Genomic DNA, 24046 nt, shown 5'->3' on the forward strand with positions numbered 1-24046 from the left:
GCCCGGCGTGACCCGCCGGTGGACAGCCGTCCGACCGGACCGACACGGTGCCGCCTGGTCAGGCGTTGCCCCACTGGCCACGGTGGATGACCGTGCTGGCGGCGCGGCGGCGCGCGGCGACGGCGGGATTCTGCGGTGGCAGGTCGTCGGCGCGGTAACCGACGCAGATGCCGCCGATCGGCGCGTACTCGTCGGGGATGCCGAACTCGGCCTTGAAGGCGGCCGTGTGCGCGGGGACGTCGACCTCGGGGGTGGAGTACTCACCGGTGACCGGCATGATGCCGAAGAAGCAGGCGTCCAGTCCCTCGTCGACGGCCGTGAGCAGCATCATCAGCGCCGCCATGCCGGTGTCGATGTACCAGTAGGGTGCCGGCCAGCGGGCCTCCGACCGGTCGGCCCAGCCCTTGTCGGCCTCGGCGTACCGGGCGAGGTAGGCCGCCTTGTGCGCGAGCGGTACGACCACCAGGGGCGCGTTCTGCATCGTGGGAGTCTGCGCGACACGGGTCGGCACGAAGGGCCAGAATCTGGCCCGGTCGGCCGGATCGGTGAGGGCGAGGAAGGCCCAGCCCTGCGAGAAGCCGGCTGACGGTGCCCGCAACGCGCTGGCCAGGATCGTCTCGATGACCTCGGGACTGAGCGGCCGATCGGCGTAGTGCCGCACCATCCGGCGGCGACGGATAACCTCTGCGAACTGCATGCGGGCGATCCTGCCACCCTTTTCCGGGCACCGCCGCCGCTGGTGGTCGAGGTTCGGCCGGCCGTACGATCGGCTGGTGCGGGAGCTGCTGCGGTCGTGGTGGCACGAGCCGCGGCCCACGGGTCCGGCGCGCGGATGGCGGGACTGGTCACTGGTCGTCGTGTTCATGGCGACGGCTCTGCTGGAGGGTGTCGTACGCGCGGACCTGCCGGCACCGACGGTCGTGCCGGTCCTGATCGGCGTCGGTCTCGCCCCGGTGCTGCTCTGGCGACGGACCAGGCCGTTGCTCATGGCGGCGGTCGCCTTCCCGGTCTGCGCCGCCGGCGAGGCCGTGGTGGGCGGCGATCTCGGTCTGCACACGCTGGCCTTCCTGCTGATCCTGGTGTTCTCGCTGTCGCGGTGGGGCTCGGGACGCGAGGCGGTACTCGGAGGGGCCGTCGTCGCCGCGAAGATCACGCTGTCCGTGGCGGCCGATCACCTCGGTCCGGGCGACGCGCTGGCCGGGGCCGGGGTGGTGTCGGCCGCGCTCGCGCTCGGGGCCGCGCTGCGTTACCGGGCCCGCGCCCGTCAACGCGAGTTCGAGCAGGTCAAGCTGCTGGAACGGGAGCGGCTGGCCCGCGACCTGCACGACACCGTCGCCCATCACGTGTCCGCGATGGCCGTGCGGGCCCAGGCGGGGCTGGCGGTGCTCGACACGCAACCGGACGCCGCCGCCGACGCGCTACGGATCATCGAGGCCGAGGCGACCCGGGCGCTTGTCGAGATGCGCGCGATGGTGCGGGTGTTGCGCCGCGACGAGCCGGCGGACCGCGCACCGGCTCCCCGCATCACCGATCTGGAACGGCTGGCCAGCCGGTCCGCGCACGGCCTGGCCGTCGAGGTGGAGTTGTCCGGCGACCTCGACGGGTTGCCGGCGCCGGTGGCCACCGCGATCTACCGGCTGGCCCAGGAATCCGTCACCAACGCCCGCCGACACGCCCGGCGCGCGACGCGCGTCGTGGTGCGGGTCGCCCGCGACGCCGAGGTGGTGCGGCTACGGGTGAGCGACGACGGAGAGGTGCCGAGTCCTCGCGGGTTCGGACCGACCGGTTTCGGGCTGATCGGCATGCGCGAGCGGGCCCATCTGCTCGGCGGCTCCGTCGACGCCGGACCGGACGTCGAGCGCGGCTGGACGGTCACCGCGACGCTGCCGTGCACCGTGCCGGCCTGACGCGCCGCGCGCGAGAGCCCTCGGGCCGAACCCGGCATCCAGCCGACCGGGTCAGCTGGGCCGGGGCCCGACCGTCACCTCGTCGCAGTCCACGGCCGAGTCCGGTGTCTCCCATTCGGCTGGTGGTGCGCTCGCCGCCGAGGTGGTGCCGGCGGCACCGCGAACCCCGGCGATCAGGTCGGCGGTGGTGTGGGCCCGGACGCCGAGCGGTGTGCTGTCGGTGAACCGCCCGACGACCGCTCGGACGTGCTGCTCGGCCGGGTGCGCGAGACCGTCGTACACGGCCGCGAACAGATCGCGGGCCGGCTGCCTGAGCCAGCCGGCCGGCAGCAGTTCCACCGGCAGCTGCGGGTCGAGGGTGGGAAAGCGGCGGAAGGTGTCCATCACCTCGGTGCGTGCCCGCACCGCTGCGGCACCGTCCACCTGCCCGGCGCTGACCAGCGGCAACAACGATGTCCAGCGGTCCAGGAACGCCGCGTACTGCCGGGTGATGGCGTCGATGTCCCAGGCCTCGATGGGCGCACGGTCGCTGGTCGACCCCAGCGCGTTCTGGCGACCGCGGAAGACCGTGACGGTGCCGAGGGTCAACTGTTCCAGCTGCGCCCGCGCCCGGGGCGTCAGTTCGTACGGCGAGACCCACAGGCCGTCGTACAGCGGCGCGTATCCGAGCCAGCGGAGCTGGCCGCGCAGCGCCCGGCGCTGGGTGCTGTGATCCTGGGGCAGCGAGAAGGCCACGATCGTCCAGCACCCGTCCCACGGCGCCGCGGTGGTGGTGGAGGTGAGGATCCAGTTGCCTCCGCTGGAGAGGTTGGCGGCGGCGGCGCGGCTGAGTCGGTACGAGCTGCGGCGTCCGTGGCGACTGCCTTCGAGCACACCACGGCGGGCCAGCCGGCTGATCGCGGTACGGGCGCCGGCGGTGGTCACCCCGGACTCGGTGAGCAGCGCGACGATGGCGGCGGACGGCAGCGCGGCACGGGTCCGCAGGGTGTAGTCCGCCAGCAGCGTCATGGCGAAACCCTGGGGCGAGTTGCCCACCTGTCGCCGGGGCATCCGCAGCGCGTTGCTCCCGTCGTCGGAATAGATCTCCTCGATGTGGAACGGGCTGTTCACGGGCGCTCCGGAGTCGACTCGGGGACGGGGTTATCGACTGTAGATGGACGCCGATGAACCAGTCCGTCGACCGGGCCGGGAACCACGGCACAGTTGATCGAGGTGCGTCGATTGACACTTCCTGGGCCCAGGAGAACAATATCTGCTACACGACGCCACTCGGAGCCGGGCAGGGCAAGCCAGACGTGGTGGGCGAGCGGGGGACTTGGGCGCACCCGCGAGCACACGCGGCGGGCACACGTCACCGCCGCCGTCGCACCGACCGATCCCAGCCTGCATTCAGGCGTTCGAAGGAGTCGTCCGTGAAAATCAGAAGGAAACTACTGCTCGGCGTGGCCATGTCGCTGGTCGCGGCCGGCCTGGTGGTGCCCACGTTCAGCCCCGCGTACGCGGCCTCGCTGACCGAGGTGACCAGTTTCGGTGACAACCCCGGCCGGATGCGCATGCACATCTACGTGCCGGACAACCGACCGGCGCGGCCGGCGACGGTGGTGGCCATGCACGGCTGCGGCGGTTCCGGCCCCGGCTTCTACTCCGCAAGTGAGTTCGCCAGCCAGGCCGACCGGTACGGCTTCATCGTGATCTACCCGTCCGCGACCCAGCAGGCCGGCTTCGGCAACTGCTTCGACGTGTGGTCGGACGCCGCCAAGCGCCGCGGCGGGGGCAGCGACCCGGTCTCGATCATGTCGATGATCCGGTACGCGCAACAGCAGCACAACGCCGACCCCGACCGGGTCTACGCGACGGGCAGTTCCTCCGGCGGCATGATGACCAACCACATGCTGGCCCTCTACCCCGACGTGTTCAAGGCCGGCGCCGCGTTCATGGGAGTGCCGTTCAACTGCTTCGCCAACGCGGCGGACTACCCGCCCGGCAGCAGCCAGTGCACCGGCGGCAACATGAACCGGACCCCGCAGCAGTGGGGTGACGCGGTGCGCCAGGCGTACCCCGGTTACTCCGGTCCGCGTCCCCGGGTGCAGCTGTGGCACGGCACCAACGACACGCTGGTGCCGTTCTCACTGCTCCAGGAGGCCGTCGAGCAGTGGACCAACGTGTTCGGCCTCAGCCAGACGCCCACCTCCACCGACACGCCGCAGGCCAACTGGAACCGCCGCAGGTTCGCCGACAGCGGTGGCACCGTCCAGGTCGAGGCGTACAGCATCCAGGGCGCCGGGCACAGCCTGCCCTCCGGCGGCATGGCCGCGGCCGCCGTCCAGTTCTTCGGTCTGACCAACCCGAACCCGACCACCCCGCCGCCGAACCCCACCACCCCGCCACCCAACCCGACCACGCCGCCGCCGAGCCCGACCACGCCGCCGCCGGGTTCCGGTGCCTGCCGGGTGACCGTCGCCGTGAACGCGTGGAACACCGGGCTCACCGAGAACATCACCATCACCAACACCGGCACCAGCGCGATAAACGGCTGGTCGCTGGTGTTCACCCTGCCCGGTGGGCAGACCATCACCGGCGGTTGGAACGCCACCTACTCCCCCAGCTCGGGGCAGGTGACGGCGCGCAACGTCTCGTACAACGCCAGCATCGCGCCCAACGGATCGCTGACGATCGGCTTCCAGGCCACCCACACCGGTAACACCGCCAGGCCCAGCTCGTTCACCCTCAACGGGGCGTCCTGCACGGTCGCCTGACCCCGTCGGTGCTCCGGGGACGGTACGTTTCGCGTACCTCCCCGGAGCACCCACGCCGACCCGGCGCGTCTACGGCCGCACCCGGGCACCCTGGGCGAGCAGCCCGTCGACGAGGGCCCGGAGGCCGTCGACATAGGTGTCACGGGGGGCCAGCACCGCCCAGCGGTCACCCAGCGCGGCGAGGTGCGGCAGCTTCCCGGCGTCGATGGTGCCGAAGAACGCCCCTTGACGGGTGACGGCGTCGCCCTGACCCCGACGCGCGGTGTGCGACCGGACGAGAATCTCCCCGACGGTGTAGTACCAGATGCTGCGGAAGACGTAGACGGCGTGCTCGGGAGTGCAGCCGTGGTCGACGGCGCCGGCCACGACCGCCTCGACCAGCCCCAGGGGCGAGTCACCGAGCCGGGCGATGAATCCGTCGGTGGTGAGGACCTCGGCGGCCCACGGCCACGCCGCCAGCGCATCGTGGATCGTCGCCGCCGCGACGATGACGCGCTCCCGTGGCTCATCGGGCAGCCGAGGGCGGGAGACCTGTTCCCCGTACTCGTTGATCAGAAGAAGTAGCAGGTCCTCTTTGTCCTGGACATGGTGATAGAGAGTGGTCGCTCCCACACCGATCTCGGCGGCCAGCTTGCGGATGGTCAGCCGCTCCCACCCGTCGCGATCGATGAGGCCACGCGCGGCGGCCAGGATCTGGGCACGAGAGGTCGTCGGCGGTCTGCCAGGCCTGGGGCGCGGCGCATCGGCGTGGGGCACCGCCCCATCATGCCCCTTCGCCGTCCGAGGCCCGTCGAGGTGACGGCGCCGCACCAGGCACGCCCGACGCGGTGGACAGGCTCCAGAAGTCGGCGTAGCGACCGCCACGACGCAGCAGTTCCTCGTGGCTGCCCTCCTCGACGACCCGTCCGTCGTCGAGGAAGACGACCCGGTCGGCGCGCCGGACGGTCCGCATCCGGTGCGTGACCATGATCACCGTCCGTCCCGGCATCAGCCGTTCGATGCCCTCGTGAACGGCCGCCTCGTTGACCGGATCGAGCGCCGAGGTCACCTCGTCGAGCAGGACGATCGGTGCGTCCCTCAGCAGTGCCCGCGCGATCGAGACCCGCTGGCGCTCACCGCCGGACAGCGACGCGCCGCCTTCGCCGACGTTCGCCCCCCAGCCGCCGGGCAGCCGCTCGACGACCTCGTCCAACCGCGCGGCGGTCGCCGCCGCCCGCACCTCGGCGTCGCCGGCGTCGGGGCGACCGAGCCGGACGTTCTCCTCGATGGTGCCGTCGAAGAGATAGACGTCCTGGAACACGATGGCGATCTGTGCCAGCAACACGCCCGGGTCGATCCGCCGCACGTCGACACCGCCCACCCGTACCGCTCCCGACTCCACGTCGTAGAACCGGGCGATCAGCTGGAGCAGGGTGCTCTTGCCCGCGCCGGACGGACCGACGACGGCCATCCGCTGCCCCTGCGGCACCGACAGCGACACACCGTCGAGCACCGTGCGATCACCGTGGCGGAAGGTGACCGCGTCGAACTCCAGATCGAACCGCCGCGGCCGTACCGGCCGATCCGGTTCCGGCAGCGGCTCGGTGCGCAGCACCGTGTCGAGCCGCGCCAGCTCGGCGCGGGCGGCGCGTAGCTTGCCGCCGGTGTCCGACAGGGACAGCAGCGGGTCCGCAGCTCGGGCGGCGAGCACCAGAACGGCCAGGATCTCCGCGCTCCCGATGTCGCCGCCGAGCGCGAGATGGCTTCCCAGGACCAGAAGGGCGGTGAAGACGGCCTGCACGGTCAGGGTCAGACCCACCACGGCGGGCAGCACCGAGATCGTCTGCCGGCGGGCGGCCCGCTCCACGTCCCGCAGCGCGTCGTCGAGCAGGGCGAACCGCTCGCCACCGCGGCCACCGGCCCGCAGCACCGGCTGGGCCTGGAGGTACTCGATGACCCGGGCGCTGGCCTCGTGGTCCCGCGCGGCGTGGTCGGCGTCGTTGGCCGTCATCAGCCGCGCGGTCCACCGCTGGGTGAGTACCACAAGTGGTGCCGCCACCAGCGCGGCCAGCCCGAGTTGCCAGTTGAACACGGCGATCACGGCCACGATCGTCAGCGGTGTCACGCAGGCGGAGATGAACGGCCCGAGCAGGTGCGCCGACACGCCCATCGCCGTCAGCAGCCCACGGCTGGCCAGCACGGACACCTCGCCCACCCGGGCGGCGTCGTACCAGCCGACGGGCAGCCGGGCCAGGTGTTCACCGAGGCCGTGGTACATGCCCCGCAGCATCGTGGTCCCGACGCGCATGCCGGACAGGTCGCTGGTGTAGCGCAGCGCCGCGTAGGCCGCGACGGAGACCGCGAACGCGATCAGCCACGGCCCGGCATCCGACGGGTTGTCCCCGAACAGCGCCCGCAACACCGGCACCAGCAACGCGTAGAGCAGGCCCTCCAGCACCGCGGTCACCGTCATCAGGGCGACCGTACGACGCATCGGCGTGGCGTATTCGTCGCCGAGCACCCGCAACAGCAGACTGATCATCGGGAGAGGTCCTCCTGCCGGGTCCGCCAGAACGCGGCGAACGTTCCGTCCCGGGCGAGCAGGTCGGTCGGTCTACCCCGCGCCGCGACCACCCCGTTCTCGAGCAGCACGACCTGGTCGGCGTCAGCGACGGTCTCCAGGCGGTGGGCGATGACCAGGACGGTCCGGTCGCGCAGCGTCGACAGGGTCTGCCGGACCGCCTGATCGGTCCTCGGGTCTGCGAAGGCGGTCGCCTCGTCGAGCACCAGGACGGGCGGGTCGGCGGCCAGGGCACGCGCGATGGCGATGCGTTGCGCCTCGCCGCCGGAGAGCGTGGCGTCCTGGCCGAGTACGGTCTCGTAGCCGTTCGGCAACGCGAGGATGCGGTCGTGGATGTGCGCCAGCCGGGCGGCGCGCGTGATCTGCTCGGCGGTCGCGTGCGGGACCGCCAGCGCGATGTTGTCCGCGACCGACGCGCGCAGCAGCCGGACGTCCTGGAGGACGAAGGAAACCCGGCGGTAGAGCTCCCTGGCGTCGATGTCACGCAGGTCGACACCGCCGAGGCGCACCGAACCGTGCGTCGGGTCGAAGAACCGGGGCAGCAGTTGCCCGAGCGTGGACTTTCCGCTGCCGGACGGTCCGACCACCGCGGTGAGCGTGCCCGGCTCCAGCGTCAGGTCGATCCCGCGCAGCACCTCGGGGCCGTCGTCGTAGCCGAACCGGACGTCGCGCAGCTCCACCCGGTTGTCCCGCGGGATGGCCGGGCACGCGGGCTGCGGCAGCACCCCCACCCCGAGGACCTCGCGGATGCGGCCGACCGCGCGGCCGGCGGCCTGCATGTCGTCGAAGCCGTGGCCGAGGGCCGCGACCGGTGCGGTGAGCCCCAGCCCGAGCAGCAGGAAGGGCAGCAGGTCCACCGGCACCAGGTCACCGGAGGTGATCCGCATCGTGCCGCCGGTCAACACCACCAGCAGCACGAAGGGCGGCGACAACGCCAACTGCATGCCGGCGGCGACGGCGGAGACACCGCGTACCCAGTGGGTGAAGATGTCGACGAACTCGTCGGCGGCGGTGCGGAACCGGTGGTGCGCACGCTCGGCGCCGCCGAACGCCTTCACCACGGCGATGCCCTGCACGAACTCGACGACGGAGGTGGCGATCCGGCCCATCGCCGCGTCGAAGTCCCGCTGCTCCCGGGTACGGGCCGCGGTCATCAGCAGCGGCACGTGAGCGAGGGCCAGCGCCACCGGGATCAGGGTGATCAGAGTGAGTCGCCAGTCGACGGTGAGCAGGTAGGCGAGCGACACCAACGGCACGACGAAGGCGGAGACCAGTTCGCCGGGAGCATGGGCGATGAACGGGTGCACGGCGGCGACGTCGTCACCGACCACTCTCGCCAGTTCGCCGCTGCGGCGGCGGGCGAGCCAACCGATGGGTGCCTGCCCGAGGCTACGGGCCAGTGCCCGGCGCAGCGAGAGCTGCACCCTGCCGTCGAGGACGTGACCGAGCCCGGACGAGGCACCCGTGAACACCAGCCGGACGAACAGACCGGTCGCACCGAGGGCCACGGCGGTCCACACCCGTTCGGTGTCGACCGGGCCGGGTGACACCAGGGCACGGCCCAGCTCGATCACCGCGAACAGCGGTGCCAGTCCGGCGACGGCGCCGACGACCTGCAGGACCACGACGGCCGCGAAGCTCGGGGCGTGGGGGCCCAGCAGAGCCGCCGTGCTCGCCGGCTGCCGCCCGGTGGGATCACCGCCCGGTGACGGCGATGACCGCTTCGCGTCCACAATGGAGTGAGTCGCGCCCATCGCCGTCCCCCGTCCACATTTTCAAACGTGTTCGGGAATACGGTACCCCGAGCCCGCCCACCATGTGGTCCGGCTGTTGTGGACTCGCTGTCCGCGGCACGGGCGCTGGCACGGGGAACTCCCCCGCCCCCCGCCGTCAGGGGCGGGCAGCCCGGTCGGCCGAGCCCTCCTCGGGGCCCGCGAGCAGCCGGTCGGGCACGCGCATCCGCCACGCGTCCGTGATCAACTCGTCCAGCCGCTCGACGGTGACCGCCGCCAGACGCACCATCACCAGCGGCAGCCCGTGGTAGGCGGGCGTGGTGAAGAACAACGACGGTTCGCCGAGCAGCAGTGCCTGTTTCTCGGCCTCGTCGCCGACGTACAACACGGCGATGTCGGTCCGGATGACGCGGGGCTTGCCCGGTCGGCGCTCGGGATAGGACCAGACGAAGCCCTGGTCCGCGACCCGGAAGTCGAAACCGTCACTGTCGATCTCCACGGCGTGCGGTAGCGCCAGGGCCAACCGGCGGACGTCGGCGGCGTCAGCCATCGTCCACCCCTGAGATCACCGATCGCGGCATGCCGAGAGGTTAGCCGCCGGCTCCGACAGCGACGCCGTGTCGGGGCGACGGCCCACCCCGTTCTCGTACGTGGCGGGCCGTCGGCTCAGCGGGCCGTCGCGTCAGCGGGACAGGGCCCGCTCCAGTTCCGCCTTCGACATCGACGAGCGGCCCTTGACGCCACGCTTCTTCGCCTCGTTGTACAGCTGTTCCTTGGTGCGCCCGCCGGCGCCTTGATGCGAACGCTTGCCGCCTCGGTGGCCCGACGAGACATCGTCGATCGACGATCGGCTCGCGGTCCGCGCCTCACCGGAACGGGCCCGCTCCTTGTTCACCGTACGTGCCGCGATCTCCTCGGCCCGGCCGGTGGACACGCCGCGCTTCTTGGCGCTGGCCTTGATGTGTTCGTACTGCCGTTCTCTCTTCGGACTGGATCCCGCAGGCATGGAGTGCCTCCCTCCACCGACAGTGGTCAGTGGTCAGATGCCCCACCGTCGGCCACCGAAACACCCGGCGCGCGAACCCGCCACGCAACCGGGCGGCGGGGCGGACACGGCTCGCCCCGCCGCCGCGGGTGCCGGTGACTCAGGAGGTGAACTTGTCCAGCGCCAGCTCGATGGCGCCGCTGTCCGGCTGGGCGTACGCCCGCATGGTCTCCTTGTTGTAGGAGATGAAGCTCGGGCAGCGCACCGCCGGGGCGTTGACCCGCCCACCCTCACCGATCTTCTCGCCGGTCCTGGCGGCGTAGAAGGTGAGCGTGTAACGCGAGGAGACGTAGTCGACGGTGACCTGCTTGTCGTCGCGGTCCTTGTACTGGCACTTGCGGGGCGTACCCTCGCTGCCCTGCTCGAAGGTGAGGCAGCCGACGACGGAGACCGACGCCCACTCGGAGGTCTTGGCGTAGTACTGCTTGTCGAAGCCCACCGACTTGCTCAGCCAGGACTCCGGACGCTCCGGCGAGTTGGCGAACGTGTAGACCTTGGTGCCCTTCGCCCCGGTGTAGGGCGCGGCGTTGAGGATCGGGCTACCTTCGCACACGGCGGACATGTCGCTGGAGTTGCGGGCGGTCACCGCGTTGTTGTTGTCGGGCTGCTGCTCGGCGGGGGGAACGATCGACGGCGCGTCGGTCGGGACGACGGGCGCCTCGCTGCGCTGCCCGGCGACCGGCTCCCCCTCGTCGTCGCCGGCCAGCACGAAGAAACCGATCACTCCGCCACAGGCGACGAGCACCGCCATCACGGCGGCACCGATGCCCAGACCGAGCCAGAGGCCCTTGTTCGAGGACTTCGTCGGCTGCGGCCCGTAGGACGGTGGCGGCGGCACCGGCGCCCCGTACGGCGAGGGGTAGCCGGCCGGGGCGACCGGCGAGCCCGGCGGGCCGACCGGAGAGCCGGGTGGTGTGCCCCAGGGGGCGGCGTTCGGATCCGGCTGTTGCCCACCGTACGGAGGGTGGCTGTCACTCATCTGATGCCCTTGTCGAAGTCGAGAGGTTACCTGGCCCGATGATCAGGGTCAGGGTAGTGAGCAGCGCAAGTCCGGACGCCATCGACTCTCCGGCCATCCAGTTGACGGACCTCGTGCGTGGGTTTACCGGTGTGCCGACGTCGCGCGGCGGGTACCTGTCGGAGACGCAGAGGAGGACGAGATGACGACCGACCCGAGGTACACGCCGATCGCAATGACCGGGACCGGCAAGCTGGTCGACGAAGACGGCGACACCGGCACCGAGTTGGTCGGCGCGGACGACGCGGCGGCCGACGCCGCACGAGCCGGCGCCGACATCGATCTGACCCCGGCAGACCGGGACACCGATCCGACCCCCGTCGGCGCGGCCGATGCCGAGGCGGACCGGCGACGCGCCGCTGGCGAGGACTGAGTCGGACCCCGCCCAACTGTGGCCCCGGAACGTGTTCCGGGGCCACAGTTGATCGATCGTTTCGATGTATCGAAATATTGCGTTCTGGTTTCGACCCGTCGTAGGCTGCTGTGGGAGCGCTCCCGGCCTCCTCGTCCACTGCCGCCGGAGTGCCGTACCACCACCACGACCAGATTGCGACGGTCCACCATGAAGCAACCTCCACGCCGCCTGCGGCGCCTGCTGGTCGCGGCCGGCGCCGTCGGCGCGTTGACCCTCGGCGCGTTGACGGTCCTGCCCACCGCCAACGCGATGGCCGCGACCGGCTGCTCCGTGACCTACACGACGAACAGCTGGTCCGGCGGGTTCACCGCGAGCGTCAGCGTCACCAACCTCGGCGACCCGGTCAACGGCTGGACACTCGGCTTCAGCTTCCCCGACAGCGGCCAACGGCTCACCCAGGGCTGGTCGGCCACCTGGAGCCAGAGCGGCAGCTCCGTCACCGCACGGAGCGCGAGCTGGAACGGTTCGCTCGGCACCGGAGCCAGCACCAACATCGGCTTCAACGGCAGTTTCACCGGCGCCAACCCGGCACCGAGTTCGTTCACGCTCAACGGCACGGTGTGCACGGGCTCGACCACGCCGACCACTCCCCCGCCGCCCACGACGCCGCCGCCCACCACGCCCCCACCCACCACGCCCCCACCCACCGGTCAGACTCCGGTGGCCATCAACGGGCAGCTGCGGGTGTGCGGTGTCAACCTCTGCAACCAGTACGGCCGGCCGATCCAACTGCGCGGCATGAGCAGCCACGGCATCCAGTGGTTCGGGAACTGTTACAACAACGCCTCCCTCGACGCGCTCGCCACCGACTGGCGCGCCGACCTGTTCCGCATCGCGATGTACGTGCAGGAGCAGGGCTACGAGACCGACCCCGCGGGCTTCACCAACCGGGTCAACAACCTGGTCGAGGAGGCCACCCGGCGCGGCATGTACGCGATGATCGACTTCCACCTGCTCACCCCGGGTGACCCGATGTTCAATCTGGAGCGGGCCAAGACCTTCTTCGCCGCCGTCTCCGCCCGGCACGCCGCGAAGAACAACGTGATCTACGAGATCGCCAACGAACCCAACGGGGTGAGCTGGTCGACCATCAAGAACTACGCCGACCAGGTGATCCCGGTGATCCGGGCCAACGACCCGGACGCGGTGGTCATCGTGGGCACCCGCGCCTGGTCCTCGCTGGGCGTCTCCGAGGGCGCCAACCACACCGAGATCGTCAACAACCCGGTGAACGCCAGCAACGTCATGTACGCGTTCCACTTCTACGCCGCGTCGCACAAGGACAACTACCGCGCCGAGGTGGAGCGGGCCGCCGCCAGGCTGCCGCTGTTCGTCACGGAGTTCGGCACTGTCGACTACACCGGTGACGGGGGTGTCGACCTGACCAGCAGCGCCCAGTGGCTCGACCTGCTCGACCGGCTGAAGATCGGCTACGCGAACTGGACCTTCTCCGACAAGGCCGAGGGCAGCGCCGCGTTGCGGCCGGGCACCTGCAACGGCAACTCCTACACCGGCACCTCGGTGCTCACCGCCTCCGGGGCCTTCATGCGCGAGCGCATCCGCACCCCGGACAACTTCCCCACCAGCTGATCCGAGCGCACCACCACCACGCGGCCCCGGCGGTGAACCGCCGGGGCCGCACCAGGTGCGGGGTCGGGCTCAGCTTTCGTCGAGCACCGGACCGATGAGCGAGTCGGCCGGCCCGGTGGAGCCCGCCCGGTACTCCTGCAGCGGCACCGCACCGGCCTTCCAGGCAGCCAGCACCGGCTCCACGATGCGCCAGCACTCCTCGGCGACGTCGGCGCGGACCGACAGGGTCGGATCACCCTCGAAGGCGCCGCGCAGCACCTCGCCGTACGCGGGCAGGTCGCCGGGGCCGAACGCCGCCGTCAGGTTCACCTGTTCCAGTTCGAAGGGATTCCCCGGGCCGTTGATGTTGAGGTCCAGGCCGAGGCGGTCCGGTCCGAAGCCGATCCGGAGCCGGTCCGGCCGGTCGTAGCCGGTCAGGCCGTCGGGTACCCGGGTCGGCTGCTTGAAGGTGATGATCGCCTCCTTGCGTACCGCGTCCATCGCCTTTCCCGAGCGCAGCCGGAACGGCACTCCCGCCCAGCGCCAGGTGTCCACCGTGACCGCCAGTTCCGCGAGCGTCTCCGTGCCCCGCGCCGGGTCGACGCCGGGCTCGTCGGCGTAGTTCGGCAGCCGCCGACCGTCGATCTCCCCTGCGGTGTACCTCCCCCGCCGGCTGGCGGCCACCGGATCGTCACGCCACAGCCGGGTGGCCCGCAGCACCTGCGCCTTGCGTCCCCGCACCTCCTCGGACCGCAGGGTCGGCGGCGGGTCCATGGCCAGCAGGGCCAGCACCTGGAGCAGGTGCGACTGCACCATGTCCACCAACGCGCCGGCACCGTCGTAGTAGCCCGCCCGTCCTTCCAGGCCGAGGGTCTCGTCGAAGACGATGTCCACGCAGGCCACGTGTGCGGAGTTGAGCACCGGCTCGAAGATGCGGTTGGCGAAGCGCAGGCCGAGCAGGTTGAGCACCGTCGACTTGCCGAGGAAGTGGTCGATCCGGTGGACCTGGTTCTCCGGCACCAGAGTGGCCAGCAGTTCGTTGAGCGAGCGGGCCGAGATCCGATCGACGCCGAAGGGCTTCTCCAGCATCAGCCGGGTGCCGGGTGGCACCCCGATCCGGGCCAGCGCGGCGGCCGACCGGGCGGTCACCAGCGGCGGCAGCGCGAAGAAGATCACCAACGGCCCGCTGCAGCAGCTCAGCAGCGACCGCAGGTCCTCCTCGCGCGTCACGTCGGCGGGCACGTAGCGCGACTCGCGGATCACCTCCGACTCCAGCGGCCCGACCGCGCCGACGGCGCCGAAGGAGTCGGTCACCCGGCGCCGCCAGCGCTCGTCGTCCCAGCCGTCCATGCCGCTGCCGATCAGCCGCAATCCGGGCACGGAACCGGTGGCCAGCAGCCGGCCCAGGCCGGGCAGCAGCAGGCGCCCGGTCAGGTCGCCGCTGGCGCCGAGCACCAGCAGTGTCTGCCGTACGCCGGAGGCGGCGGTCGCTGCGGGGACAACAGCTGCGGGGGCGCTCGATGCCGGTGTCGTCATGCCACCACCATGCCCTGTCCCGGCGATCGGCAAGCACCGGACCCCGGGGACTCGCCGGCCGTTCGCCCACCGCACCCGGGTACGTGCGGATCGTCACCCCGTGGCGCCGGAGTCGCACCGGTCGTGGTGTCGGGCGGGCGAGCCGATCTTCGTGTGGCAGTCTGGTCACCGTCGGCCGGGACGAGGCCGGCGACGTGCCCGATCCTGCGAGGAGACGATCGATCCGATGGCTGCGGACGTCACCAGCACCGACGAGTGGCAGGCCCTGCGCAAGCACGCCGACGAGATCCGCGGGACCCACCTGCGTGAGCTGTTCGCCACCGATCACGACCGGGGCCGACGGTTGACCGTCGAGGTGGCCGACCTCTACGTCGACTACAGCAAGAACCTGGTCACCGACGAGACGCTGCGCCTGCTGATCGCGCTGGCCGAGCGGGTCGGGCTGACCGATCGGATCGCCGCGATGTTCGCCGGAGCCCACATCAACGGCACCGAGGATCGCGCGGTGCTGCACACCGCGCTGCGCCTGCCGTCGGACGCCGCCCTCACCGTGGACGGGCAGGACGTGGCGACGGACGTCCACGCGGTACGGCGCCGGATGGCCGAGTTCGCCGAGAAGGTGCGCTCCGGTCAGTGGCGCGGGCACACCGGCGAGCGGATCCGCACCGTGGTCAACATCGGCATCGGCGGCTCCGACCTGGGGCCGGTGATGGCGTACGAGGCGTTGAAGGCGTACCGCGACGCCGGTCTGAGTTGCCGATTCGTCTCGAACATCGACCCCACCGACATCCACGACACGGTCGCCGACCTGGACCCGGCGAGCACGTTGTTCGTGGTGGTGTCGAAGACCTTCTCCACCCAGGAGACCCTGGCCAACGCCGAGCAGGCCCGGCACTGGCTGCTGGCCGGCCTCGACGCCGACGCCGACGCGGTGGCCCGTCACTTCGTCGCGGTCAGCACCAACGCCCAGCGGGTGTCGGACTTCGGCATCGATCCGGCCAACATGTTCGGCTTCTGGGACTGGGTGGGCGGTCGGTACTCGCTGCCCTCGGCGGTGGGTCTGTCGGTGATGCTGTCGATCGGGCCGGCCGGCTTCGACGAGATGCTGGCCGGCTACCACGCCGTGGACGAGCACTTCCGCACCGCACCGCCGGCCGCCAACGCGCCGGTGCTGCTCGGCCTGCTGAACGTCTGGTACACCAACTTCCTGGGCGCGCAGACCCACGCGGTGCTGCCGTACTCGCAGTACCTGCACCGGTTCCCCGCCTACCTGCAACAGCTCACCATGGAGAGCAACGGCAAGTCGGTACGCACCGACGGTCGCCAGGTGTCGTACGACACCGGGGAGATCTTCTGGGGCGAGCCCGGCACCAACGGCCAGCACGCCTTCTACCAGCTGCTGCACCAGGGCACCCGGCTGGTGCCGGCGGACTTCATCGGGTTCAGCGAACCCAACCACGACATCGGCGACATGCACGACCTGTTCATGTCGAACTTCTTCGCCCAGACCGCGGCGCTGGCCTTCGGCCGGACCGCCGAGCAGGTGGCGGCCGAGGGTACCGCCGCCGACCTCGTGCCCCACAAAGTGATGGCCGGCAACCACCCGACCACGTCGATCGTGGCCGACCGCCTCACTCCGGCCACGCTCGGCCAACTGGTCGCCCTCTACGAGCACATCGTGTTCACCGAGGGTGCGATCTGGGACATCAACCCGTTCGACCAGTGGGGTGTGGAGCTGGGCAAGGTGATGGCCAATCAGCTCGCGCCGCTGCTCACCGGCGAGGCGGCCGACCTGACCGAACTGGACTCGTCCACCGCCGCCCTGATCTCCCGCTACCGCGCCCAGCGCAACCGCCCCTGACCGGCGACAGACGTCCGCTCGTGGCGGCCTCTGCCGCGAAGGGCGTGGTCCGGCGAGGAGACAGTTCCTCGTTCGGGTCTCGCGCTTCGAAAACAGCTTGGACTCCGCTGGCGCGCGTCGGGCACAGTCAGAGCGTGACGAACTCCATCACCGTACGCCACCGCTCCATGGATGAGATCGTGGCAGGTCTGCACCTCGTGCGGCGCTCCCCCCGAGGCGTCGGCACCCTGGCACTGGCCGTCCGCCGGCCGGCCGTCGACGTCCGGGAGGTGCTGTCCCAGGCCGAGCTGGACACCACCGTCGGGCTGGTCGGCGACAGCTGGAGTCAACGGCCCAGCTCACGGACGACCGACCGATCACCGCACCCCGACATGCAGCTGAACGTCATCAACTCCCGATTCGTCGAGCTGATCGCCGGTCCCGACCGGGACTCCTGGGCACTCGCCGGTGATCAGCTCTACGTCGATCTCGACCTGAGCTTCGACGCCCTGCCAGCCGGTACCCGCCTGGCGATCGGTGACCAGGCCGTCATCGAGGTGACCGACCAGCCGCACAACGGTTGTGCCAAGTTCGCCGCCCGGTTCGGGCGCGACGCCCACAAGATCGTCTGGAGCGAGGAGGGCCAGCAACTGCGCCTTCGCGGTCTCAACGCCCGGGTGGTCGTCGGTGCGACGATCAAGGAAGGCGACACCGTACGACAACTGCCCGCCGACCCCGGCCCGCCGGCCACCCGGCTGCCGTGACGGGATCCTGCGGGACGGTGCCGAACGGCGTGGCCGTTCGTGGAGTTGCGTCCGAGCACTGGGTGAGCCGTGCCCGGTCTGCCCGTTGAGCAGGCGATCACCCGTGCCCACCGGGAGGAGTGGGCGCGGGTGGTCGCCGGCCTCGCCCGCCGTTTCGGTGACCTCGATGTCGCCGAGGAAGCGGCGGCCGAGGCGTTCGTGGCGGCCGTGGAGCGGTGGCCGCGCGACGGCGTACCACCCAATCCCGGCGGTTGGCTCGTCACCACCGCGACCCGCAAGGCGATCGATCGACTCCGGCGGGACTCGCAGCGCGACGCCAGGCACCGGGCGGCCAGGATCGCGTACGACGACACCCCGGCCGAGCCGACCGGCCCGGTCGAGGACGACCGGCTCCGGCTGGTCTTCACCTGCTGCCACCCGGCGCTGGCGATGGAGGCTCGGGTGGCGCTCACCCTGCGCCTGCTCGGCGGCCTCACCGTCGGCGAGATCGCCCGTGCCTTCCTGGTGCAGGAGCCCGCGATGGCCCGACGGATCACCCGCGCCAAGGCGAAGATCAAGGCGGCGGGCATTCCCTACCGGGTGCCCTCGGCCGACGACATCCACGAGCGGCTCGCCGGTGTGCTCGCCGTCGTCTATCTCGTCTTCAACGAGGGCTACCTGCCCGGGCAGGGAACCGAGCCGCTGCGCGTCGACCTCACCGACGAGGCGATCCGCCTGGGCCGGCTGCTGCGGACCCTCCTGCCGGAGGACGGCGAGGTGGCCGGCCTGCTCGCGCTGATGCTGCTCACCGATGCCCGGCGACCGGCGCGTGTGTCCGCCACCGGGGAACTGGTGACCCTCGACGAGCAGGACCGCAGCGTCTGGGATCGCATCCGGATCGCCGAGGGCAACGCGCTGCTCGGCGAACGGATCAAGGTGATGACGGCCGGCGGTGCCGCACCCGGGCGCTACCAGGTGCAGGCGGCGATCAACGCGGTCCACACGAACGCGCCCACCAGCCGCGACACCGACTGGTCCACCCTGGTGGCGCTCTACGGCAGCCTGGCGCAGCTCGATCCCTCGCCGGTCGTGTGGCTCAACCGGGCCGTCGCGGTCGCCGAGGTCGACGGCCCCGAGGTCGGGCTCGCGGAGATCGACGCGCTCGGCGAGGCCCTCGACGGCTACCACGCCTTCCACGCCGTCCGCGCCGACCTGCTGCGGCGGCTCGGACGTGACGGCGACTCACGGACGGCGTACGACCGGGCCATCGGTCTCGCCGGCAACCCCGCCGAGCAGGCCTATCTCACCCGCCGTCGCGACCAGCTCGCCGGCTGACCGGTGGGAAAATCGTCCGGCACCTTGTCCGATGGGCGGCGGGTCGCTCGTGGATCAGGTGAGAGGCGGCCGGAGGGGCCGCCGGGACAAGGGAGTTCTGCGATGGCCCGGTACTTGATCTCGTTCAACGACGGCGCGATGGACCACATCCCCGACGAGGACTGGCCCGACGTGGGCAGGGCGGCGCACGCGGTGACCCAGGAGGCCGTGAACGCCGGGGTGTTCGTGTTCGGCGCCGGACTACAGCGGCAGCGGGCCAGCGTCGTGGGCACGGACGGGCTGGTGACCGACGGCCCGTACCCGGAGACCAAGGAGGTCATCGGCGGATTCGTGGTCGTCGACGTGGCAGAACGCGAGGAGGCGCTGGCCTGGGCCGCCAAGATCGCCGTCGCCTGCCGGTGCGCGCAGGAGGTTCGGCAGCTCATGCCGGACCCCGAAACCGACGAGATGCTCCGCCAGGCTGGCCGACCAGGCTGAGCTTCCACCGTTCGGTGGTGACTGTCATCCAACTGTCATCCAACCGTGCGGTCGACTCCAAGGTCGTTGCGCAAGGTGGTGGTCGATCGGGACGGCGCGTCGGGTCGCCGGCGTCAACGACGAAGGAGACCGCTGTGGTGATGCCGTGGCCCTGGCCGATGCCCGACGATCACTCCTTCCGCGCGCTGTGGGACGAGCCGCAGCACCACGACGAGGATGTCCGGCTCGCCGCTCTGGTCGCCCAGCGGCTCAGCGCGGACTGGTCGACCCGCCGGCAGCAGATCACGGTGATGGTGCAGAACCGGGTCGTGATCCTCACCGGCCTGGTCGCCAGCGCCGAGACCCGACGGGCGGCCGGCGAGTTGGCGTGGGACGTCGAGGGTGTGACGGACGTCTGCAACGCGCTACGGCTGGCCGGTCACCGGCGCGGGCGCCACTGAGCCTCGGCTCGTCCACGGTGCCCGGCACCGGCGCCGTGGACGAGCCGAACCCGACGAACCGTTTGCGCGTCGTCGACAACGAACTGACCGCCCGAATCACGCACGGGCCGGGCCCGGCATCGTCGGCTACTCGGCGGCGTCCGCACCCGCCGCGCGGCCCTGGAGCCGGGCGAGCGCGTCGGCGCGGGTGTCCGCGACCGGGAACACCTCGTCCAGCCGGGTGACCCGGAGCACCTGACGGATCAGCGGTGACCTCGACGCCACGCAGAGCAGTGCGCCGCGCTCGGCGGCGTGCCGGTGGGCGCGGACGAGCAGCCCGAGTGCGGTGGAGTCGAGCAGGTCGGTCCGACCGAGGTCCACCAGGACATGCCCGCCCATGTCAGCGGCGTGCCGCAACGCGATGCCCAGGGTGTCACCGGTGTCGACGTCGACGTCGCCGGCGACGGTCACCACGGTGACGGCTCCGAGGTGCTCGATGCCGAGGATGCCACCGGGCACACCGGCAGCGGCGGGACCGAGCTCGGTGCAGTGCGCGCAGCGGTGCGGTCCGTGAGCCAACGGGGAACCGCTCCAGCCGTGCTCGGACACCAACGGCCAGACCACCTCCGCGTCGGAGGCCATCCGCGGCCCGGCGACCGTGTCACCGCAGTTGTCACAGGTCAGGGTGACCAGATGGTCATCCAGTACGACGGCCATGGCGTGCTCCTTCCCAGGTCGGAGGGGTCGGGGTCCCACCCTGCCGGGGGCAGGTGGCGGGCACCGCGCGGACACATGACGGTTGGGTGACGAATGGCCCTCCCACCGCTTGCGGGTCGGATGGGCGACGACCCTGTCGCGTACGTCGTCCGCTTTGAGACGATAGACGTAGAGAGATCAGTTGATCCCTGTGTGCGACGGGAGGTCGAAGGATGCGAAAGGCACTACCCACCGACGAACCGGTCGGCACGCTGGAAGTGGTACACCGGTTTTGGGGCCCGATGCCCACCGGGGTGACCGTCTCGCACCGTGGCCGGATCTTCGTCAACTTCCCCCGATGGGGTGACGAGGTGCCCGCGACAGTGGTGGAGCTGCGGCGCGGGCGCGAGGTCCCCTTCCCCGACCTGGCGTGGAACACACCGTCCGGCGACGACGACCCGTCGGCGTTCGTGTCGGTGCAGAGCGTGGTGGTCGACCCGGCCGACCGGCTCTGGGTGCTCGACACGGGCAGCCCGATGTTCCAGCCGACCTCTCCCGGCGGGCCGAAACTGGTCCGGGTGGACCTGAGAACCGACACCGTCGCCCAGGTCATCACCTTCCCGCCCGACGTGGTGCTGCCCACCTCGTACCTCAACGACGTGCGCTTCGACCTGCGTCGCGGGGAAGCCGGCATCGCGTACCTCACCGACTCCGCCGATGGTGCCCCCAACGCCATCATCGTGGTCGACCTGGCCAGCGGGTCCTCATGGCGGCGCCTCAACGACCACCCGTCCACCAAGGCCGCACCGCTGGCGGACTTCCGGCCGGTGGTCGAGGGACGCCCGTTCCTGGTCCGCCCTCCGGACGCTCCCCCGCAGCCGGTGGGCGTCGGTGCCGACGGCATCGCGATCTCCGCCGACGGCGCCCGGCTGTACTACTGCGCCCTCGCCACCCGCCGCTGGTACAGCGTCGCCACGGACGCGCTGGCCGACCGTGCGCTGGATGACGCGGCGGTCGCCGCGACGGTGATCGACGAGGGCGACAAGGGCGGCGGTGCCGACGGCCTGGAGTCCGACGACGCCGGCCGGCTCTACCTGACCAACTACGAGCACAACGCGGTGCTGCGGCGGCGCCCCGACGGCGAGTACGAGACCGTGGTGCACGACGCCCGGCTGCTCTGGCCCGACACGCTCAGCGTGGCCACCAGTCGGCACCTCTACATCATCGCCAACCAGGTGCACCGGCAGCCGCCGTTCAACCGCGGCCGGGACCTGCGTCGCAAGCCGTACGCCCTGTTCCGGACCCGGATCGACGCGGGCCCCGTGCTGCTGCGACCGTGACGCCGACCAGCCCCGATCGGGTGGAAGTGCCGCCCGGTCGGGGCCGGGTGCGTCCCGCCGCACGTAGCGTCGGAGGGCAGTGACCCCGAGGTGAGGAGCCGGTCGTGACCGAGCCGGAGGAAGAGCGCGAGAAGAGCGCGAAGACCGACCCGGTGCTGTTCTCCCCGGACGGCGACCCGCATCACAATCCGGCGCAGACCCCGCTGCCGGACGAGCACCCGCCGGTGACGTACACCCACGACGGCGACACCGACGTAATCGACGGCGAGCAGTAGGACGTAGGTCCGGCGGCAGCGGGGGCCTGCCGGGTGGTCAGGCGGCGACGAGGGCCGGGGTGGGATGGTCGGCGGAGTCGTCGAGCGGGGTGACCGGCGGTGCCGGCTGGCGGCGGTTCGGCAGGGCGAGCCGGAAGACCTTCCGCCATGCGGAGAAGACCTGCCGGGGCAGCGAGCCGGTGGTGTACTTCAGCCCGTACCTGTCGAACAGCGCCCGCACCTCCGGCGCGATCTCCTGGTAGCGGTTGCTCGGCAGGTCGGGAAAGAGGTGGTGCTCGATCTGGAAGGACAGATTGCCGGTCATGATGTGCATCAGCCGGCTGCCGCTGATGTTGGCCGAGCCGAGCATCTGCCGCACGTACCACTCCCCCCGGGTCTCCCCCTCGATCGAGGTCTTCTCGAAGGTCTCCACCCCCTCCGGGAAGTGCCCACACATGATGACCGAGTGGCTCCACAGGTTGCGGACCAGGTTCGCGGTGAAGTTGGCGGCCAGGGTGTGCAGGACCGACGGGCCGGACAGCACCGGGAACAGCAGGTAGTCCTTGAGGAACTGGCGGCGGATCTTCCGGCCGACCGCGCGGACCCGGCGCCGGAACTCGGGATCCTTGTGCCCGCCGTTCTTCAGCTTGTTGCCCAGGTCGAGGTCGTACGCGGCGATGCCGTACTCGAAGAAGCAGGCGTTGAGGAAGTTGTAGAGCGGCTGCCCCAGGTGGGCCGGGTGCCAGGGCTGGTCCTCGTCGACCCGCATGATGCCGTAGCCGAGGTCGTTGTCCTTGCCGACCACGTTCGTGAACCGGTGGTGCAGCTCGTTGTGCGACTGCTTCCACTGGTCGGCCGGGGCGACGTGGTCCCACTCCCAGCTGGTCGAGTGGATCTTCGGATCGCGCATCCAGTCCCACTGACCGTGCAGGACGTTGTGCCCGATCTCCATGTTCTCCAGGATCTTCGCCACCGACAGCCCGGCGGTGCCGACGATCCACGCCGGGGGAAACAGCGAGAACAGCAGCACCACCCGGCTGCCGATCTCCAACTTCCGCTGGGTCGAGATGACCTTGCGGATGTACGCGGCGTCCCGCTCGCCCCGGGAGGCGATGACCCGTTCCCGGATGGCGTCGAGTTCCTTGCCGAGGGTCTCGATGTCCTCGGCGGTGAGGTGGGCGATCGGGTTTACGGCCTTCTTCTGGATCACGGTCACGTCGGTCGGTCTCCGATCAGATCTCGAGTTCACACGGGCCGGCGGCGGCAGACACGCAGGTCTGCACGCGTACGCCGTCGCCCGGCAGGGCGGTGGTGAGCTGGCCGTTGCGCAGGTCGCGCACCGCGCCCTGGCGCAGCGGCAGCACGCAGCCGAAGCAGATGCCCATCCGGCAGCCCGACGGCATCAGCACCCCGGCGTTCTCGCCGGCATCCAGCAGCGGAGTGGCGCCGGCGGCCTCGACGGTCACCGACGAACGGGTGAAGGTGACGGTGCCGCCGTCACCGGCGGTGATCACCGTGGGGCGGAACCGCTCGGTGTGCAACCGCGCGGCGTGGCCGCGGGCCGACCAGTGCTCCTCCGCTGCGTCGAGCAGCCCGAGCGGGCCGCACGCCCAGGTCTGGCGCTCCAGGTGGTCCGGGACCAGGGTGTCGAGTTCGGCCACGTTCAGTAGGCCCTCGACCTCGGTGTGCCGCTCGACCAAGCGGATGGCACCGCGCTCGGCGAGGCCGCGCAGCTCCGCGCCGAAGACCACGTCCGCGGCGGTGGGCGCCGAGTGCACGAGCACCACGTCGCTGCCGGCCAGGGCCCCCGAGCGCAACATCCCGGCCACCGGGGTGATGCCGCTGCCCGCGGTGAGGAACAGCACCCGCGACGGCGCCCGCTCCGGCAGCACGAAGTCGCCGCGCGCCTGGTCGAGCTGCACGATCGTGCCCGGCCGCAGCCGGCGGACCAGATGGTTGCTGACCACGCCGTCGGGGATCGCCTTCACCGTCACCGAGATGGGGTCAGTGCGCCGGCCGGGGGCCGAGGTGACCGAGTAGGCGCGCCACTGGCGCACCCCGTCGACGTCGACACCGAGCCGGACGTACTGGCCGGGGACGTGCCCGCGCCAGCTGCGGCCGGGCTGGATCACCAGGGTCGCCGCGTCCGGGGTTTCCGGGTGCACGGCGACGATCCGGCCGCGCAGCTCGGCACCGGCGCGTAGCGGCGCGACCAGGTCGAGGTAGTCGCTGGGCAGCACCGGCGTGGTCACCGTCTCGGCGAGCCGCCACAGGCGGCGCCGAAAAGATCTCGTGTCCGGTGGCGGGACGGTGGCGGTCATAAGACGATGGTCGCGGCCCGCTGGCATAAACTCTTGGTCTGCGAAGGTAAAGCGATCCACCCCTTTTGTGCGGAGAGAACAA

The 24046-nt window shown here is 71.2% G+C and carries 23 protein-coding genes; 11 read left to right on the plus strand and 12 right to left on the minus strand.

All coding sequences use genetic code 11. From position 1 onward, the window contains the following. Window positions 1-58: 58 nt before the first annotated feature. Window positions 59-697 carry a nitroreductase family protein gene (locus ENC19_RS10695; protein ID WP_164447029.1) on the minus strand — a complete coding sequence of 213 codons (639 nt, stop codon included), beginning with the start codon at window positions 695-697 and terminating at the stop codon, window positions 59-61. Window positions 698-773: 76 nt separating this feature from the next. Between ENC19_RS10695 and ENC19_RS10700 the strand changes: the two genes are divergently transcribed. Further along, a complete protein-coding gene (locus tag ENC19_RS10700; protein ID WP_164447030.1) occupies window positions 774-1907 on the plus strand; it encodes a sensor histidine kinase in 1134 nt (377 codons plus the stop codon). Window positions 1908-1958: 51 nt separating this feature from the next. Here ENC19_RS10700 and ENC19_RS10705 read toward each other — a convergent pair whose 3' ends face one another. Then, window positions 1959-3017 (minus strand): PaaX family transcriptional regulator, encoded by a 1059-nt coding sequence (locus ENC19_RS10705; protein WP_164447031.1) that lies wholly within the window; start codon window positions 3015-3017, stop codon window positions 1959-1961. Window positions 3018-3319: 302 nt separating this feature from the next. Here ENC19_RS10705 and ENC19_RS10710 point away from each other — a divergent pair, with 302 nt between their 5' ends. Then, window positions 3320-4663 (plus strand): extracellular catalytic domain type 1 short-chain-length polyhydroxyalkanoate depolymerase, encoded by a 1344-nt coding sequence (locus ENC19_RS10710; RefSeq protein WP_216592398.1) that lies wholly within the window; start codon window positions 3320-3322, stop codon window positions 4661-4663. 69 nt (window positions 4664-4732) lie between these two features. Here the strand turns inward: ENC19_RS10710 and ENC19_RS10715 are convergent, their stop codons facing one another. The 6 genes from ENC19_RS10715 to ENC19_RS10740 all read right to left on the minus strand — a co-directional run bounded on the left by ENC19_RS10715 (window position 4733) and on the right by ENC19_RS10740 (window position 10980). Next, complete coding sequence (locus ENC19_RS10715) at window positions 4733-5419, minus strand: TetR/AcrR family transcriptional regulator (protein ID WP_164447032.1); 687 nt, start codon at window positions 5417-5419, stop codon at window positions 4733-4735. A gap of 7 nt (window positions 5420-5426) precedes the next feature. Further along, entirely contained in the window at window positions 5427-7184 is a 1758-nt protein-coding gene (locus tag ENC19_RS10720) for an ABC transporter ATP-binding protein (RefSeq protein ID WP_164447033.1), read from the minus strand. Next, window positions 7181-8977, minus strand: coding sequence for an ABC transporter ATP-binding protein (locus tag ENC19_RS10725; RefSeq protein ID WP_164447034.1), 1797 nt, complete (start codon window positions 8975-8977; stop codon window positions 7181-7183). The genes ENC19_RS10720 and ENC19_RS10725 overlap by 4 nt, the downstream gene beginning before the upstream one ends. Window positions 8978-9113: 136 nt before the next feature. Continuing rightward, window positions 9114-9506 (minus strand): MmcQ/YjbR family DNA-binding protein, encoded by a 393-nt coding sequence (locus ENC19_RS10730; RefSeq protein WP_164447035.1) that lies wholly within the window; start codon window positions 9504-9506, stop codon window positions 9114-9116. A 132-nt stretch (window positions 9507-9638) separates the two neighbouring features. After that, window positions 9639-9962, minus strand: a complete 324-nt coding sequence (locus ENC19_RS10735) for a plasmid stabilization protein (protein WP_164447036.1) — start codon at window positions 9960-9962, stop codon at window positions 9639-9641. Window positions 9963-10101: 139 nt separating this feature from the next. Continuing rightward, on the minus strand, window positions 10102-10980 hold the full coding sequence (locus tag ENC19_RS10740; protein WP_164447037.1) for a hypothetical protein: 879 nt from the start codon (window positions 10978-10980) through the stop codon (window positions 10102-10104). A gap of 181 nt (window positions 10981-11161) precedes the next feature. Between ENC19_RS10740 and ENC19_RS10745 the strand changes: the two genes are divergently transcribed. Continuing rightward, window positions 11162-11392 carry a hypothetical protein gene (locus tag ENC19_RS10745; RefSeq protein WP_164447038.1) on the plus strand — a complete coding sequence of 77 codons (231 nt, stop codon included), beginning with the start codon at window positions 11162-11164 and terminating at the stop codon, window positions 11390-11392. A 189-nt stretch (window positions 11393-11581) separates the two neighbouring features. Next, window positions 11582-13024 carry a cellulase family glycosylhydrolase gene (locus ENC19_RS10750; protein ID WP_208020859.1) on the plus strand — a complete coding sequence of 481 codons (1443 nt, stop codon included), beginning with the start codon at window positions 11582-11584 and terminating at the stop codon, window positions 13022-13024. 69 nt (window positions 13025-13093) lie between these two features. Here ENC19_RS10750 and ENC19_RS10755 read toward each other — a convergent pair whose 3' ends face one another. After that, window positions 13094-14539 carry a glucose-6-phosphate dehydrogenase gene (locus tag ENC19_RS10755; RefSeq protein ID WP_164447039.1) on the minus strand — a complete coding sequence of 482 codons (1446 nt, stop codon included), beginning with the start codon at window positions 14537-14539 and terminating at the stop codon, window positions 13094-13096. Between the two features lie 226 nt (window positions 14540-14765). Here ENC19_RS10755 and pgi point away from each other — a divergent pair, with 226 nt between their 5' ends. From pgi to ENC19_RS10780, 5 genes are all read left to right on the plus strand, one after another. After that, window positions 14766-16400 carry a glucose-6-phosphate isomerase gene (pgi, locus tag ENC19_RS10760; RefSeq protein WP_164447040.1) on the plus strand — a complete coding sequence of 545 codons (1635 nt, stop codon included), beginning with the start codon at window positions 14766-14768 and terminating at the stop codon, window positions 16398-16400. A gap of 134 nt (window positions 16401-16534) precedes the next feature. Further along, window positions 16535-17143: an MOSC domain-containing protein gene (locus ENC19_RS10765; protein ID WP_164447041.1), complete on the plus strand. Its 609-nt coding sequence runs from the start codon at window positions 16535-16537 to the stop codon at window positions 17141-17143. A gap of 69 nt (window positions 17144-17212) precedes the next feature. After that, window positions 17213-18457, plus strand: a complete 1245-nt coding sequence (locus tag ENC19_RS10770) for an RNA polymerase sigma factor (protein ID WP_164447042.1) — start codon at window positions 17213-17215, stop codon at window positions 18455-18457. 102 nt (window positions 18458-18559) lie between these two features. After that, on the plus strand, window positions 18560-18934 hold the full coding sequence (locus ENC19_RS10775) for a YciI family protein (RefSeq protein ID WP_164447043.1): 375 nt from the start codon (window positions 18560-18562) through the stop codon (window positions 18932-18934). Between the two features lie 140 nt (window positions 18935-19074). Next, a complete protein-coding gene (locus ENC19_RS10780; RefSeq protein WP_164447375.1) occupies window positions 19075-19374 on the plus strand; it encodes a BON domain-containing protein in 300 nt (99 codons plus the stop codon). Between the two features lie 126 nt (window positions 19375-19500). Here ENC19_RS10780 and ENC19_RS10785 read toward each other — a convergent pair whose 3' ends face one another. Continuing rightward, complete coding sequence (locus ENC19_RS10785; RefSeq protein ID WP_164447044.1) at window positions 19501-20070, minus strand: STAS domain-containing protein; 570 nt, start codon at window positions 20068-20070, stop codon at window positions 19501-19503. Between the two features lie 212 nt (window positions 20071-20282). On the opposite strand from ENC19_RS10785, the gene ENC19_RS10790 reads away from it, so the two are divergent. Both ENC19_RS10790 and ENC19_RS29270 read left to right on the plus strand, forming a co-directional pair. Then, window positions 20283-21389 (plus strand): L-dopachrome tautomerase-related protein, encoded by a 1107-nt coding sequence (locus tag ENC19_RS10790; RefSeq protein WP_164447045.1) that lies wholly within the window; start codon window positions 20283-20285, stop codon window positions 21387-21389. A 104-nt stretch (window positions 21390-21493) separates the two neighbouring features. Further along, entirely contained in the window at window positions 21494-21664 is a 171-nt protein-coding gene (locus ENC19_RS29270; protein ID WP_166458379.1) for a hypothetical protein, read from the plus strand. Window positions 21665-21701: 37 nt separating this feature from the next. On the opposite strand, the gene ENC19_RS10795 is transcribed toward ENC19_RS29270, so the two are convergent. Both ENC19_RS10795 and ENC19_RS10800 read right to left on the minus strand, forming a co-directional pair. Continuing rightward, the gene (locus ENC19_RS10795) at window positions 21702-22859 is read right to left on the minus strand and encodes a fatty acid desaturase family protein (RefSeq protein WP_164447046.1); all 1158 of its coding nucleotides are present in this window, start codon (window positions 22857-22859) and stop codon (window positions 21702-21704) included. 16 nt (window positions 22860-22875) lie between these two features. Then, a complete protein-coding gene (locus ENC19_RS10800; RefSeq protein WP_164447047.1) occupies window positions 22876-23964 on the minus strand; it encodes a ferredoxin reductase in 1089 nt (362 codons plus the stop codon). Window positions 23965-24046 lie beyond the last annotated feature (82 nt).

The sequence above is a fragment of the Verrucosispora sioxanthis genome (genome assembly GCF_010560025.1).
Lineage (GTDB): Bacteria > Actinomycetota > Actinomycetes > Mycobacteriales > Micromonosporaceae > Micromonospora > Micromonospora palythoicola.